Source organism: Actinomadura sp. K4S16 (genome assembly GCF_008327685.1).
Lineage (GTDB): Bacteria > Actinomycetota > Actinomycetes > Streptosporangiales > Streptosporangiaceae > Spirillospora.
This window is the reverse complement of record NZ_BDDE01000011.1, coordinates 169,104-182,681: the sequence shown is the minus strand read 5'-3', so window position 1 is coordinate 182,681 and position 13,578 is coordinate 169,104. Positions and strand designations below refer to the sequence as shown.

The 13,578-nt window shown below is 74.1% G+C and carries 13 protein-coding genes; 6 read left to right on the top strand and 7 right to left on the bottom strand.

From position 1 onward, the window contains the following. Nucleotides 1–18 precede the first annotated feature (18 nt). A complete protein-coding gene (locus tag K4S16_RS08000; RefSeq protein ID WP_149258227.1) occupies nt 19–1,290 on the top strand; it encodes a hydroxyacid-oxoacid transhydrogenase in 1,272 nt (423 codons plus the stop codon). Nucleotides 1,291–1,330: 40 nt separating this feature from the next. On the opposite strand, the gene K4S16_RS07995 is transcribed toward K4S16_RS08000, so the two are convergent. Then, entirely contained in the window at nt 1,331–2,437 is a 1,107-nt protein-coding gene (locus K4S16_RS07995) for an alpha/beta hydrolase (protein ID WP_149258226.1), read from the bottom strand. Between the two features lie 137 nt (nt 2,438–2,574). On the opposite strand from K4S16_RS07995, the gene K4S16_RS07990 reads away from it, so the two are divergent. Both K4S16_RS07990 and K4S16_RS07985 read left to right on the top strand, forming a co-directional pair. Then, the gene (locus tag K4S16_RS07990; protein ID WP_149258225.1) at nt 2,575–3,375 is read left to right on the top strand and encodes a tryptophan 2,3-dioxygenase; all 801 of its coding nucleotides are present in this window, start codon (nt 2,575–2,577) and stop codon (nt 3,373–3,375) included. Beyond that, nucleotides 3,365–4,675 carry an NAD(P)/FAD-dependent oxidoreductase gene (locus K4S16_RS07985; RefSeq protein ID WP_149258224.1) on the top strand — a complete coding sequence of 437 codons (1,311 nt, stop codon included), beginning with the start codon at nt 3,365–3,367 and terminating at the stop codon, nt 4,673–4,675. Before K4S16_RS07990 ends, K4S16_RS07985 begins: the two co-directional genes overlap by 11 nt. On the opposite strand, the gene K4S16_RS07980 is transcribed toward K4S16_RS07985, so the two are convergent. Beyond that, complete coding sequence (locus K4S16_RS07980) at nt 4,604–6,049, bottom strand: MFS transporter (protein WP_149258223.1); 1,446 nt, start codon at nt 6,047–6,049, stop codon at nt 4,604–4,606. The two genes, K4S16_RS07985 and K4S16_RS07980, sit on opposite strands and share 72 nt — an antisense overlap. 202 nt (nt 6,050–6,251) lie before the next feature. Between K4S16_RS07980 and K4S16_RS07975 the strand changes: the two genes are divergently transcribed. Beyond that, nucleotides 6,252–6,494: a hypothetical protein gene (locus tag K4S16_RS07975; RefSeq protein ID WP_149258222.1), complete on the top strand. Its 243-nt coding sequence runs from the start codon at nt 6,252–6,254 to the stop codon at nt 6,492–6,494. Here the strand turns inward: K4S16_RS07975 and K4S16_RS44990 are convergent. Genes K4S16_RS44990 through moaA form a run of 3 tightly spaced genes read right to left on the bottom strand, consistent with a single transcriptional unit; the run spans nt 6,491 to nt 8,373 of the window. Then, the gene (locus K4S16_RS44990) at nt 6,491–6,763 is read right to left on the bottom strand and encodes a DUF6457 domain-containing protein (protein ID WP_200841747.1); all 273 of its coding nucleotides are present in this window, start codon (nt 6,761–6,763) and stop codon (nt 6,491–6,493) included. The genes K4S16_RS07975 and K4S16_RS44990 overlap by 4 nt on opposite strands. Before the next feature lie 49 nt (nt 6,764–6,812). Beyond that, entirely contained in the window at nt 6,813–7,379 is a 567-nt protein-coding gene (locus tag K4S16_RS44985; protein ID WP_200841746.1) for a molybdenum cofactor guanylyltransferase, read from the bottom strand. 4 nt (nt 7,380–7,383) lie between these two features. After that, nucleotides 7,384–8,373 carry a GTP 3',8-cyclase MoaA gene (moaA, locus tag K4S16_RS07965; protein ID WP_200841827.1) on the bottom strand — a complete coding sequence of 330 codons (990 nt, stop codon included), beginning with the start codon at nt 8,371–8,373 and terminating at the stop codon, nt 7,384–7,386. A gap of 106 nt (nt 8,374–8,479) precedes the next feature. Here moaA and K4S16_RS07960 point away from each other — a divergent pair, with 106 nt between their 5' ends. After that, on the top strand, nt 8,480–9,292 hold the full coding sequence (locus K4S16_RS07960; RefSeq protein ID WP_149258221.1) for an alpha/beta hydrolase: 813 nt from the start codon (nt 8,480–8,482) through the stop codon (nt 9,290–9,292). Between the two features lie 314 nt (nt 9,293–9,606). After that, entirely contained in the window at nt 9,607–10,401 is a 795-nt protein-coding gene (locus K4S16_RS07955; RefSeq protein ID WP_149258220.1) for a hypothetical protein, read from the top strand. A gap of 59 nt (nt 10,402–10,460) precedes the next feature. Here the strand turns inward: K4S16_RS07955 and K4S16_RS07950 are convergent, their stop codons facing one another. Next, the gene (locus K4S16_RS07950; protein WP_149258219.1) at nt 10,461–11,654 is read right to left on the bottom strand and encodes an RtcB family protein; all 1,194 of its coding nucleotides are present in this window, start codon (nt 11,652–11,654) and stop codon (nt 10,461–10,463) included. A gap of 48 nt (nt 11,655–11,702) precedes the next feature. Next, entirely contained in the window at nt 11,703–13,466 is a 1,764-nt protein-coding gene (locus K4S16_RS07945) for a SelB C-terminal domain-containing protein (protein WP_149258218.1), read from the bottom strand. Between the last annotated feature and the right edge of the window lie 112 nt (nt 13,467–13,578).

Below are 13,578 nucleotides of genomic sequence, written 5' to 3'. Positions count from 1 at the left end.
CTGTGACACCTTGGGGGCATGACGAGCGAGACGGTCTTCACGTACGGGGCGCCGCAGCTGAAGTTCGGGAGCGGGGCGGCGGACGAGATCGGGTTCGATCTCGCGCAGTTCGGGGCGCGGAGGGTGCTGGTCGTCACCGACGCCGGGATCGCCGCGACGGGCGCGCCGCAGCGGATCGCGGAGGCGATGGCGGCCTACGGGATCGAGGCCGCGGTGTACGACGGCGTGCGCGTCGAGCCGACGGACGCGAGCATGCGGCAGGCGGTCGAGCACGCCCGGGAGACCGGGCCCTACGACGCGTACGTGGCGGTCGGCGGCGGGTCGAGCATCGACACCGCGAAGGCCGTCGACCTCCTCACGACCAACGAGGGCGATCTCGCCGAGTACCTGAACCCGCCGGTGGGGGCCGGACGGGCGCCGGAGCGGCCGCTGCTGCCGCTGGTGGCCGTCCCCACCACGACGGGCACGGGCGCCGAGAGCACCACGGTGTGCGTCCTGGACGTCCTGGACCTGCGGGTCAAGACCGGCATCAGCCATCCGCGGCTGCGGCCCGCGCTGGCCGTGGTGGACCCGGACCTGACGATGACGCAGCCGTCCGGGGTGACCGCGTCCGCGGGGATGGACATCCTCTGCCACGCCCTGGAGAGCTACACCGCGCGCCCCTACGACGCGTACGAGCGCAAGAGGCCCGAGCAGCGGGTCCCGTACTGCGGGGCCAACCCGGTGTCGGACATGTGGGCGGAGAAGTCGCTGAGCCTGCTGTCGCGGTCGTTCCGCAGGGCGGTCCAGGACGGGGAGGACCGGGAGGCGCGCACCGACATGGCGCTCGCCGCGACGTTCGCGGGGCTCGGGTTCGGCAACGCCGGCGTGCACATCCCGCATGCCAACGCCTACCCGATCGCCGGGCAGGTCAGGGACTTCAGGCCGGACGGCTACCCGGACGGGGAGGCGATGGTCCCGCACGGCATGTCGGTGGCGCTCACCGCGCCCGAGGCGTTCCGCTTCACCTTCGAGGCGTGCCCCGGGCGGCACGTCCGGGCCGCCGAGCTGCTCGACCCGCGGATGGACCGGCCCGACGACGCTGCTGAGCACCTGCCGCTGGCGGTGCTGCGGCTGATGCGCGACGTCGGCATCCCGGCGGGGATCGGCGGCGTCGGGTACGCGGAGGGCGACGTCCCCGGGCTGGTGGAGGGCGCGATGAAGCAGCAGCGGCTGCTCGCGACCTCGCCGCGCCCGGTGGACGAGGAGGCCGTCGCCGGGATCTTCACGCGGTCGCTGCGCCTGTGGTGAGACCGCCCGTGGTGAGACCGCCCGTGTGAAGGTGAGGCCCTCAGCGGGCGCGGACCCAGGCGTCGATCAGGTCGGCGGCCTCGGGCCGGGAGTCCGGCAGGTAGTGCGTGTCCTTGATGCGGTGGAAGGTCTTGTCGGACGCGGCGAGCGCGTCGAGGACCGCGCGGGCGTCGCTGTCGTAGACGCCCTCGTCCGCGGTGGCGTGCACCACCAGGGACGGGGCGGTGATGCGCGCCAGGTGCGGGGCGGCGACGCACTGCGAGGTGCGCAGGCTCCACATCGACAGCCACGAGCGGAGCGTGCACAGCGAGCCGAGGCCGAACACGCCGTAGTTGGCCTTGGCGGGCTCGCCGAGGTAGCAGCGGTTCGGCGGGCGGTCGGACGGCTCGATCGCGGGGTCGATCATCCGCAGGTCGGCCCAGGTGCGGTGCACGGTGAACAGGGCGTCCCGGGCGCGGGTGCCCCGCAGGGCGTCCAGGCGGGCGAGGACCCGGTCGGTGATGTGCTCGTTGCGGGCGCGCTGGGCGGCGCGGTACCGGGCCTGGAACTCCGCGCCGTACGGGGGGCCGTTGCCGGGGTCGAAGGGGTCGAGGGACGGGTCGACCGACAGCGGGTCGGCCTCGTCGGTGACCGACGGGTCCATCCAGGCGGTGAGGACCTCCGGGCGGCCGGAGTGGGCCGCGAGCGCGACGAACAGGTCCCCGGCGGGCAGGTCCTCGATCGCCGGGACGGGGCGCATCCCCGCGACGGGCGTGACGTTGGGCTCGACGGCCTGGGACTGGTAGGCGGCCATCAGCGAGCCGCCGCCGGAGTTGCCGAGCAGGACGATCCGCTCGGCGCCCGCCTGCTCGCGGAGCCAGCGGACGCCGGCGCCGATCTCGGCGAGCGCGTGGTCGAGCAGGAAGTACGCCTCGTTGCCGCGGAAGCGGGTGTTCCAGCCGAGGAAGCCGTGGCCGCGGGCCGCGAGGTGCTCGGCGAGGTAGTGCTCGGAGAAGTCGACGTTGTAGTGGGTCGCGATGAACGCGGTCTTCGGCGCGGCCCCGGCGGGCCGGTGGTAGACGCCCTGGCACGGGTGGCCGCCCGCGCCCGCCCGGCCCCCCGCCACCGGCGACGGCAGCCCCACGAACTCCCTGGCAGTCCCGCCCATCCGGCGCCTCCCGGCTCGATACCGAATCAGGTTCTGATCGTAGGGGGTTATGGAGGCCGCACGACCACCCCCTGCCTGGTCGTACTGGTCCATCCCATATGCTGCGGATCACATCCGTTGTGTCGCAAGGAGGCGTGATGGCGGATTCGCCGACGATGACGTACGGCGGCTATCTGAGGCTCGACGACCTGCTGTCCTGCCAGGAGCCGAAGACCCGGGCGCACGACGAGCTGCTCTTCGTGATCATTCACCAGGTCTACGAACTGTGGTTCAAGCAGATCCTGCACGAGGCCGCGCTGCTCCAGGCACGCCTGGAGGAGGGCAACAGCGCCGGGTCGCTGCACACCGCCCGCCGCATCGCCAAGATCCTCAAGACCGTCGTCGGGCAGCTGGACGTGCTGGAGACGATGACGCCCCGGCAGTTCGCGGCGTTCCGCGACGCGCTCGGCAACTCCAGCGGCTTCCAGAGCGAGCAGTTCCGCGAGATCGAGGCCGTCCTCGGGCGGCGCTCCTTTCCCACCTCGGACCTGCGCGGCGACGAGCGGCTCCAGGCGGCCGTGTCCCGCCCGTCGGTGTTCGACTCGCTGCTGCGCTACCTCGCCGGACGCGGCCATCCCGTCCCGCGGGAGGCCCTGGAGCGCGACTTCTCCCGGCAGTGGGAGCCGGACGCCGGCGTGCAGAAGGTCCTGCTCACCGTCTACGCGGACGAGTCGAGCCCGGCCGCCGAGGTCTGCGAGGCGCTCGTCGACGTGGACGAGGGCATCCAGGAGTGGCGGTACCGGCACCTGAAGATGGTCGAGCGGACGATCGGCGCGAAGATCGGCACGGGCGGGTCGGCCGGCGCGGACTACCTGCGCCGCACCCTGTTCGCCCCGGCGTTCCCCGACCTGTGGGAGGTCCGCTCCCAGACCGAGGAGGTCCCCGTCCATGGCGGCTGACGGCGGCGAGCGGGTCGCGATCGTCGGCGCGGGCCTGGCGGGCTGCCTGCTCGCGGTGCTGCTCGGCCGCCGCGGCATCCCGGTGACGGTGTACGAGCGGCGCCCCGACCCGCGCGTCGCGGGCGCCGAGCGGGGACGCTCGATCAACCTGGCGATCTCGGCCCGCGGCCTGGCGGCGCTGGAGCAGGTGGGGCTGCGCGACCAGTCCCTCAAGCAGGCGCTGCCCATGCACGGCCGCATGGTGCACCCCCTCTCGGGCGCGCAGAACTTCCAGCCCTACAGCGCCGACGGCAGGCGCGCCATCAACTCCATCAGCCGCGCCGAGCTGAACCGGTCGCTGCTGGACACCGCCGAGGGCACGCCGGGCGTCACGCTGCGGTTCTCCCAGCGCGTCACCGGAGTGGACGCCGAGGCCGGCGCCGTCCTGCTGGAGGACGCCGCCCCGGAGCCCGCCGACGTCGTCCTGGCCGGGGACGGCGCGTACAGCGCCGTCCGCCGGTCGCTGCGCCTGGACGAGGACGCCGACTTCCTGGAGCACGGCTACAAGGAGCTGACCGTCCCGCCCAAGGACGGCGAGTTCGCGCTCGACCCCGACGCGCTGCACATCTGGCCGCGCGGCACCTCGATGATGATCGCGCTGCCCAACCTGGACCGCTCGTTCACCTGCACGCTGTTCTGGCCGAAGGAGGACTTCGCCGCCCTCGACACCCCGGCGAAGGCCACCGCGTACTTCGAGCGGCACTACCCCGACGTGGCGGGGCTGATGCCGGACCTGGCCGACGACTACGAGCGCAACCCGGTCGGGTCGCTGGTGACCGTCCGGTGCTGGCCGTGGACGCGGTACGGCAGGGGCGCCCTCGTGGCGCTGCTGGGCGACGCCGCGCACGCGATCGTGCCGTTCTTCGGGCAGGGCGCGAACTGCGCGTTCGAGGACTGCATCGAGATCGACCGGTGCCTCACCGAGACCGGCGGCGACTGGGCCCGCGCGCTGTCGCTCTACCAGGAGCGGCGCAAGGCGAACACCGACGCGATCGCCGAGATGGCGCTGGACAACTTCATCGAGATGCGCGACCGGGTGTCGTCCCCGGTGTACCGGATGAAGCAGGCGGCGACGCACGCGCTGGAGCGGCGCCTGGCCGGGCGCTACGTCTCCCGCTACGAGCTGGTGTCGTTCTCGACGGTCCCGTACGCGCGGATCCCGGCGCGGATCAGGCGCCAGAACCGGGTGCTAGCCGCGGCCGCCGCGGGCTCCGCGGCCGTCCTCGGCCTGGGCCTGCGCGCCCTCGTCCGGAGGCGCTGACCCCCGGCGGCCGGCGGCCAGGTCGGCCACGGCCGCCGCCAGCGCCGCCAGCACGAACCCCAGGACGACGATCAGCCCGTGCCGGAACGCGGCCGCCCAGTCCCCGCGCGTCCCGGCGATCGTGGCGAAGAACACCGACCCGACGGCGGCGACTCCCATCGCGGTGCCGACCCGCTGGCCGGTCTGCAGAACGCCCGCCGCGCTGCCGCCCTCGGTGTAGTGCACCTGCGACAGCGTGATCGTCTGGTTCGGCGAGATCACCAGGCCGCTGCCGAGCCCGGCCAGCAGCAGCGGCGCCGCGGTCGCCCAGGCCACCCCGGCGCCGGGCCTCAGCTCGACGGCGAGCCACGCCGCGCCGAGCCCGGCCAGCACCAGGCACAGGCCCGCGGCGACGAGGTGGCGGCCGTAGCGGGCCACGGCCCGGCCGCCGAGCGCGGACCCGACGGCCGAGCCGACCGCGAACGGCGTGATCGCCAGGCCCGCCTCCAGCGCGCTGAGCCCCAGGCCGGCCTGGAGGTAGAGGGTGAAGATGAAGAAGACCGCGGTGAACCCGGCGAAGTACAGCAGGGCGATCGCCGTGCCCAGCGAGTAGGAGCGGAGCCGGAACAGCGCGAGGTCGACCATCGGCGCCCTGGCCCGGCGCTCCCAGGCGGCGAAGACCGCCAGCAGCACGGCGCCCGCGAGGATCAGCAGCCACTTGCGGCCGCCGTGCCACTGCTGCTCCTGGACGAGCGGCAGCAGCACGCAGAGGACGCCCGCGCCCAGCAGGAGCACCCCGAGCGGGTCCAGGCCCTGCCGCTCCCCGTAGACCGGGGCGGGCAGCAGCCGCCACGCCAGGAACAGCGCCGCGACGCCGACCGGGATGTTCACGTAGAACACCCACCGCCAGCCCTCCGCCGACCCGGCGATCGCGATCAGCCCCCCGCCGAGCAGCGGGCCGACGGCGGTGGCGATCCCGATGACGGCGCCGAGCGCCCCGAAGGCCCGCCCCCGCTCCGCGCCCCGGAACAGCTGCTGGATGAGCCCGGCGACCTGCGGGTTGAGGATGCCGCCCGCAACGCCCTGCACGAGCCGGGCGAAGACGAGGAACAGGATCGTCGGGGCGATGCCCGCCCCCGCGCTCGCCGCCGTGAACAGCGCGAGCCCGGACATGAACACCGCCCGCCGGCTGCGGGCGTCGCCGAGCCGCCCGGCCGGGACGAGGACGAGCCCGAACGTCAGCGCGTACCCCGACAGGATCCACTGCAGCTGCGCGTCGGACGCGTGCAGCCCCGCCCGGATCGACGGCAGCGCCACGTTGACGATGCTGACGTCCAGCAGCGTCATGAACGCCGCGACCAAGCAGACCGAAAGAGCCTGCCAGCGGGTGTCCATTGCCTTTTTCTCCTCCTTCGGGCCTGGCGGCCCTCCATCGTCGATAAAGGCGGGCGATCGCTGGCATCGCTCCGACTCGCCCAAAGGCTCGCTGCGCGATCAGATTCTTGCTTCGCTCGAATCTGCCTTCGGACGCGATCGCAATCGTGAGGGTTGGTGCTTGGTTGCGGTGGTGGCTCGTGGAGGTGTCTAAGCTCGCCTCATGACCGACGCCGATCTGGGGAACGGGCCCGAGGAGTTGCAGTGCTCCGCCAAGGGGTGCCGGGCCGACGCCGTGTGGGCGCTGCGGTGGAACAACCCGAAGATCCACACGCCGGACCGGCGGAAGGTCTGGCTGGCCTGCGACGAGCACCGCGAGAGCCTCTCGGCGTTCCTGTCCCGCCGCGACTTCCTGAAGGACGTGGTGCCGGTCGCCGAGCGCGACGAGCCCGCCGGGCGGGGTTAGGCCTCGTCGAGGACCGGCTCGCCGGCCTGCTCGGGCACCTCGGCCCGCCAGCCCTCGGCCATCTCGGTGAGCCGCGCGGCGCCGTCCCGCGCGGGCACGCCGCGGCCGACCGCGAGGCCGAGCAGGTAGGCAGTCAGCGGCGCGCCGGGCCGCGCGACGTTGTGGGCGACGTCGCGGGCGAGGTCGAGCACCAGTCCCTGGTCGACGTCGCCGGGCTCCAGGCCCAGTTCGAGGCAGGCCGCGTTGATCCAGTCCTCGAGGACAGACATGGGTTCCCCCTTCGAGCATGGTGCCGGTGGTGTGCCCACTCTCGCACGATCAAAGCAGGCGCTCGGCGGCGGCCAGCTGTTCGGGGGTGTCGCAGTCGTACCAGGCGGGGCGCGTCCCGGCCGGGAGCGTGACCGGCACGGGATCCAGGGGGCCGAGGAGGCCGCGCAGGGACGCGCCGTCGTAGCCGGCCAGCGCCGTCCGCAGGGCGTCCGCCCGCCAGCAGCCGGCGAGCCACTGCTCGCGGCCGTCCTCGTCCACCAGGACGGCTCCGGCCCCCTCCGCCATCGCCGCCAGGAGCGCGGCGACGTGGGCGGGGCGCAGGAACGGCAGGTCGGCGGCCAGCAGCGCCAGGCGCGGCGCGCGGACCTCGGCGAGCCCGGCGCGCAGCGCGGGCACCGGTCCGGCGCCCGGCGGGTCCTCGCGGACGACGACGGCGCCCGCGAGGACGTCGCGGCGCGGCCCCACCACTATCAGCCGGGACGCTCCGGACGCGGCGGCCGCCGCCCACTCGATCAGCGGGCGTCCGCCCACGGGGGCGGCGGGCTTGTCGGCGCCGAACCGGCGTGCGCGTCCGCCCGCGAGCAGCACGGCGTCGAAGGCCGCGCCGGCGTCCACCGGCTCAGCCGCCGATCGCCGACATGGGCCGGGCGGGCTGCAGGAACGACGGGTCGTCGATGCCGTGCCCGGCGCGCTTGGTCCGCACCGCCGCGCGCCAGCGGTCGGCCAGCTCGGCGTCGGTGGCGCCGGCGCGCATCGCGTCCCGCAGGTTGGACTCCTCGGTGGCGAACAGGCAGTTGCGGACCTGTCCGTCGGCGGTGAGCCGCACCCGGTCGCAGGCGCCGCAGAACGGCCGGGTCACCGAGCCGATCACACCGACCGTCTCGGGGCCGCCGCCGACCAGGAACGACTCGGCGGGGGCGCTGCCGCGGTCGTGCCCGGTGTCGGGCACGAGGTCGAACTCGGCGGACAGCCGGTCCAGGATCTCGTCCGCGGTGATCATGTTCTCGCGGGTCCAGCCGTGCTGGGCGTCCAGCGGCATCTGCTCGATGAACCGCAGCCGGTAGCCGTGCTCCAGGCAGTAGCGCAGCAGCGGGACGGCCTCGTGGTCGTTGATCCCGCGCATCAGCACCGTGTTGATCTTGACCGGCGCGAGCCCGGCCCGGCGCGCCGCCGCCAGCCCCGCCAGCACGTCGTCCAGCCGGTCGCGGTGCGCGAGGCGCCGGAACGTCTCCCGGTCGAGGGTGTCGAGGGAGACGTTCACCCGGTCGAGCCCGGCCTCGGCCAGCGGCGCGGCCAGCCGGTCGAGCCCGATCCCGTTGGTGGTCAGCGAGATCTGCGGACGCGGCGCCTGCTCCGCCGTCCGCCGCACGAGGTCCGGGAGCCCGCGCCGCAGCAGCGGCTCCCCGCCGGTGTAGCGGACCTCCGTGACGCCGAGGTCGCGCACGGCGAGGCCGACCAGCCGGACCACCTCGTCGTCGGTGAGCAGTTCCGGCTTGGGCAGCCAGTCCAGCCCCTCGGGCGGCATGCAGTACGAGCACCGGAGGTTGCACCGGTCGGTGAGGGAGACCCGCAGGTCCGTCGCGGTACGGCCGAAGGTGTCGACCAGCACGGGCACCCCTTCCTGTTGCGGTCTTGCACTCCAGCCTATTCCGGTGGTTGACGATTTGATCCACCGCGGGAGACGGTGGCGTCGGACGAAGATCAAGGAGGCCGGGGTGGCGACGTCGCGGGAGTGGGAGTTCGCGGGCACGCGGGGGGCGGTCACCGCCCGGATCTGGGCGGACGGCGAGCCGCGCTACGTCGCGGTGCTCGTGCACGGCTACGGCGAGCACCTCGGCCGGTACGACCACGTCGCGGACGTCCTGGTCCGGCACGGGGCCGTCGTCTGCGGCCCGGACCACCTGGGCCACGGCCGCTCGGCCGGCGAACGGGTGCTGGTCGAGGACTTCGAGGACGTCGTCGCCGACGTGCACACGGTCGTGGAGGCGGCCCGCGGCGACCACCCGGGACTGCCCGTCATCATGATCGGCCACTCCATGGGCGGCCTGATCGCCACCCGCTACGCCCAGCTCCACGGCGGCGGCCTCGCCGCGCTGGTGCTGTCCGGCCCGGTCCTCGGCCGCTGGCACGTCGTCGAGGAGCTGCTCCCCCGCGACGAGATGCCGGACGAGCCGATCGACACCGCCACGCTCTCGCGCGACCCGGCCGTCGGGAAGGCCTACACCGAGGACCCCCTGATCTGGCACGGGCCGTTCAAGAAGCCCACCGTCCGGGCGCTCGACACCGCGCTCCGCCGCGTCAACGAGCACGGCTCGCTGGGCGCGCTGCCCACCTTCTACGTCCACGGCGACGCCGACGAGCTCGTCCGGCCGCGCGACACCCGCGTCGGCATCGACGCGGTCCGCGGGGACGACCTCACCGAGCGGCTCTACCCGGGCGCCCGCCACGAGGTCTTCAACGAGACCAACCGCGACGAGGTCCTCGCCGACGTCACCGCCTTCATCGACCGGGTGCTGCCGGAGGCGTAGGGGCCGGTCCGCGCCGCGCCGCGCGGCAGCGGATCCTCGGGGCCCCCTCCCCCGCCGTCTCATCGCCGCTCCCGCACGGCCTGCGGCGCCATCCCGGCGCGCCCCCGTGCTGGTGCGGCCACGAAGTCCTGACCAGGGCGGACACCCAAACAAGGCCACCGGAACCATGGCGACCCTCCGTGAAACATTCTTTACTTTAAGACACCATTTCCTGGTTCAAGGGGGGACGTACACATGAACCGGATCAGGATCGAGGACCGGGCGACCACGGCCGAGGACCGCGACCGCGCGGTCCCGCCCGAGGGGGGCGGGTCATGACCGACCTCTGGCCGCTCGTCGGCGCGGCCGTCAACCCGACGAGCGGCCAGACGTGGCAGCAGGCGATCAGCGCGTTCGAGACGCTCACCGGACGGCCGCTGCCGGTCCGCCGGTGCTACGACGGCGCCCCGCCGTCCACGGTGGCCACCTCGCAGCTGCGCCACGACCTGGGCGTGCGCAAGAGCGTCTACAGCATCAAGCCGACGATGACGACACCGCTGACGACGCTGCAGTCGCTCGCGAACGACATCATCGCCACGGGCGCCGTGGTCGACGTGATCATCTACCACCAGCCGGTCGACAACATGAGCGGCCCCGACTTCATCAACCTCTACAAGCGGTCGGCGCCGCCGTTCCGCTCGGCCGGGGTGAAGGTGGGGGTCTGCTACAGCAACTACTCGTGCAACCTCCCGTACTCCGATTCGCGGTCGGCGCTGCGCTACTACTGGCCGCCCACGGGCCTGGTCGACTTCATCGGGATCGACGAGTACCCGATCGGCGAGATCACCGCCACCGCGGACGCCCCTCCGATGGACGTGCGCACGCGGCGGGCGTGCCAGTTCGCCGACTCCCTGGGGGTGCCCCTGGGGCTCAGCGAATGGGGCGTCGACGCCTCCTGGCCGGTCACCAAGTCCGCCCAGTGGATGCGGTCGGTCACCGACTGGGGCCGCGAGCGCTCCCTGCTCGGCGTCCCGCTGCGGTGGTCGTGCTACTTCAACATCGCCCCCTACGCCATGACGCACGCCGAGTACGTGGACGCCTACGACAACCAGTCCGACCTGCTGATGTAGGGGACGGCGGTCCGGCGTCCCGCGTGGGGCGGGGCGCCGGACCGCCGGCTCGCGTGCCGTCAGCCCTTGACGCAGATGAGCTGGCGGAGGTGCGCCACGACCTCGACGAGGTCGGACTGGGCCTCGATCACCGTCTCCAGGTCCTTGTAGGCGCCGGGGATCTCGTCGATGACGCCGCTGTCCTTGCGGCACTCGACGCCCCGGGTCTGCTCGACGAGGTCGTCCACGGTGAAGCTCTTGCGCGCCTTGTTGCGGCTCATCCGGCGGCCCGCGCCGTGCGAGGCCGAGTTGTAGGCCGTCTCGTTGCCGAGGCCGCGGACGATGTAGGTGCCGGTCGCCATGGAGCCCGGGATGATCCCGAGGTCGCCGGCGCCCGCGCGGATCGCGCCCTTGCGGGTGACGAGCAGCTCGACACCTCCGTACTCCTCCTCCGCCACGTAGTTGTGGTGGCAGGAGATGACCTGGTCCCACCGGCAGCGCTTCTCCCCGAACCGCTTCGTCACGACGTTCTGCGCGAGGGCCAGCATGACGGCGCGGTTGCGGCGCGCGTACTCCTGCGCCCAGAACAGGTCGTGCCGGTAGGCGTCCATCTTGGCGGTGCCGGTGAGGAACACGGCGAGGTCGCCGTCCGGCAGGTCCTGGTTGTGCGGGAGCCTGCGGGCGGCCTCGATGTGGTGCTCGGCCAGCTCGTTGCCGATGTTGCGCGACCCCGAGTGCAGGACGAGCCAGATCGCGCCGTCGTCGTCCGCGCACAGCTCCAGGAAGTGGTTGCCGCCGCCGAGCGTGCCCATCTGCGAGCGGGCGCGGCCGAGGCGGGCCCGCACCGCCGGGTGCAGGTCGTCGAACGCCTTCCAGAAGTCGTACCAGCCGCGCTCCTTCAGGCCCGGCAGCGCGGACGGGTCGACGGCGGTCTTGTGCGAGCCGCGCCCGACGGGGATCGCCTTCTCCAGCCGCGAGCGCAGCCCGGACAGGTCGTCGGGCATGTCCTCGACGGTGAGCGACGACTTCGCGGCGGTCATCCCGCAGCCGATGTCGACGCCGACGGCGGCCGGGGACACCGCGTCCCTCATCGCGATCACCGAGCCGACGGTGGCGCCCTTGCCGTAGTGGACGTCGGGCATCACCGCGAGGCCCTCCACCCACGGCAGGGCGGAGACGTTGCGTAGCTGGTCGAGGGCGAGGTCCTCGACGGTGGCGGGGTCGGTCCACATCCGGATCGGGACGCGGCCGCCCTTCAGGGTCTGGTACGGCATTCCCTCTCCTTGATCGACGGAACCGGACCGCGATCTATGACGCCAGAGTCACCCGTCCCGGTTCAACCGGTTTTCGCCCTGGCGGCGCTCGGTCAGCCCGAGGCGGTCGAGGTGGCGCAGCAGGGCGACGGCGGCGTCGCGGCCGGTCCCGAGGGCCTCGCCGGCCTGGGCGGGGGTGAACGGCTGCGGCAGGGCGGACAGCACCCGCAGCGCCTCCCGGTCGGCGCCCGGGAGCAGCACGAGGCCGTCGCCGATCTTCAGGACGGCGCCCGCGTTCTGCGCGCCGGCGAGCACGTCGCCGGTGAGGCCCAGCTCTTCGAGGCGCTCGGCGCTGGGCGGCCGGAAGGGGGCGTCGGCGAGGTCGGCGCGGAGCCGCTCCACGGCGGCGGCCCAGGGCGGCGGCGGTTCCGCGGCGACGGCCGCGGGCGGCGGCTCGGCCACCCGCTCCGGTGCGGGGCCCGGGGCGGGCCCGTAGACGCGTCCGGCGTCCACGCGCAGCGGCGGCCGGACGAGCGCGGCGACGAGCTGCCGGGCGGGCAGTCCGAGGCGCAGCCGGACGGTCTCCAGCGGGATCCCGGGGGCGCGGGGGCTCGCGGCGGCGTGCCGGGACGTCTCCTCGGCGAGCCGCTCGAACAGCGACCGCCAGTGCGCCGGGTCGGCGACCCATTCGCCGTTCAGGGCGACTGCGTCCGCCGGCGGCGCGCAGCCCATGAGGGACAGCTCCGAGCGGCGGAGCACGCCGTGCCGCCGGAGCACGAGGGCGCCGTCCGGGCGGTCCGGCCAGGACGCCAGCTCCCGCGCGCGGGCGGCGCCCGCGCCGCGCCGCACGAGGGTCGGCGGCCGGACGTCCAGGACGCTCACCCCGGCGATCGAGCGGCGCTCGGGGTCGCGCAGGAGCCCGGTGTCGCCGAGGTGCAGGGCGAGCCGGGTGTTCAGGGTCAGGCGCGCGGTGTCGGGGCCGAGGGGCCGCAGCCGGACCGGGACGGCCGCCGACCCGATGTGCAGCGTCATCCGCCGCGCGAGCCTGCCGGACGCCTCGCCGAAGCGGGTGCGGACGTCGACGCTGGTGGTGTGCGTCCAGGCGCCGGGGGTGACCAGGGCCATGCCGGGGTCGACGCGCCCGGCGTCCCGCAGCGTCAGCACCACGCGGGAGACGCCGCCGACCGACTCGCGGGGCTCGCCGGCGCAACCGATCGTCCGGACGCGGACGCGCTCGCCGGCGGGCATGAGGAGCAGCTCGTCGCCCACGGCCACGGTCCCGGCGGTGAGGGTGCCCGCGATGACGGTCTGCCGCCCGGCGGTGAACGCCCGGTCCGCCCAGAGCCGCACCGGGGCGGCCGGGTCGGGCACGGGCAGCCGCCCGGTGAGGCGGTCGAGCGCGGCGGCCAGCTCGACCATCCCGGCGCCGGTGTCGGCGCTGACCGCGACGGCCTCCGCGCCCTTCAGCGCCGTCTCGGCGAGCCGCTCGCGGATCTGGCGCAGCGCGGGCTTCGGGTCTGCGGCGTCGGCCTTGGTGACCGCGACGACCCCGAACCGGGCGCCGAGCGCGCCGAGGGCCTCCAGGTGCTCCCGCGTCTGCGGCATCCACCCCTCGTCGGCGGCGACGGCGAGCAGGACGGCGGAGGCGGACGCCGCCCCGGCGAGCATCTCCGGGACGGACCGCTCGTCTCCCGGGGCGTCCACGAACGCGACGCGCCGCCCCGAGGGCAGCTCCGTCCAGGCGCCGGGCTCGCCGGGCTCGCTGCCGGTGAGGGCGCGCACGAGCGCCGACTTGCCGTGGCCACCGTGACCGGCGGTGGTGACGACCTGCATCAGCGTCCTTTCCGGGCCGGAACGCCGGTGGCCTCACAAGGACGGGCCGTGCGGGGGAAGGCGATGCGGGGGTTGCGCAGACGAAGGTCCACGAAAGGCAACCCTATGGACG

Excerpts from the sequence above, each read along its gene's own strand:
- K4S16_RS07995 (WP_149258226.1), bottom strand. The coding sequence starts at position 2,437 with ATGGGCGGGACTGCCAGGGAGTTCGTGGGGCTGCCGTCGCCGGTGGCG.
- K4S16_RS08000 (WP_149258227.1), top strand. The coding sequence starts at position 19 with ATGACGAGCGAGACGGTCTTCACGTACGGGGCGCCGCAGCTGAAGTTC.
- K4S16_RS07985 (WP_149258224.1), top strand. The coding sequence starts at position 3,365 with ATGGCGGCTGACGGCGGCGAGCGGGTCGCGATCGTCGGCGCGGGCCTG.
- K4S16_RS07950 (WP_149258219.1), bottom strand. The coding sequence starts at position 11,654 with ATGCCGTACCAGACCCTGAAGGGCGGCCGCGTCCCGATCCGGATGTGG.
- K4S16_RS07980 (WP_149258223.1), bottom strand. The coding sequence starts at position 6,049 with ATGGACACCCGCTGGCAGGCTCTTTCGGTCTGCTTGGTCGCGGCGTTC.
- K4S16_RS44990 (WP_200841747.1), bottom strand. The coding sequence starts at position 6,763 with ATGTCTGTCCTCGAGGACTGGATCAACGCGGCCTGCCTCGAACTGGGC.
- K4S16_RS07955 (WP_149258220.1), top strand. The coding sequence starts at position 9,607 with ATGACCGACCTCTGGCCGCTCGTCGGCGCGGCCGTCAACCCGACGAGC.
- K4S16_RS07990 (WP_149258225.1), top strand. The coding sequence starts at position 2,575 with ATGGCGGATTCGCCGACGATGACGTACGGCGGCTATCTGAGGCTCGAC.
- K4S16_RS07945 (WP_149258218.1), bottom strand. The coding sequence starts at position 13,466 with ATGCAGGTCGTCACCACCGCCGGTCACGGTGGCCACGGCAAGTCGGCG.
- K4S16_RS07975 (WP_149258222.1), top strand. The coding sequence starts at position 6,252 with ATGACCGACGCCGATCTGGGGAACGGGCCCGAGGAGTTGCAGTGCTCC.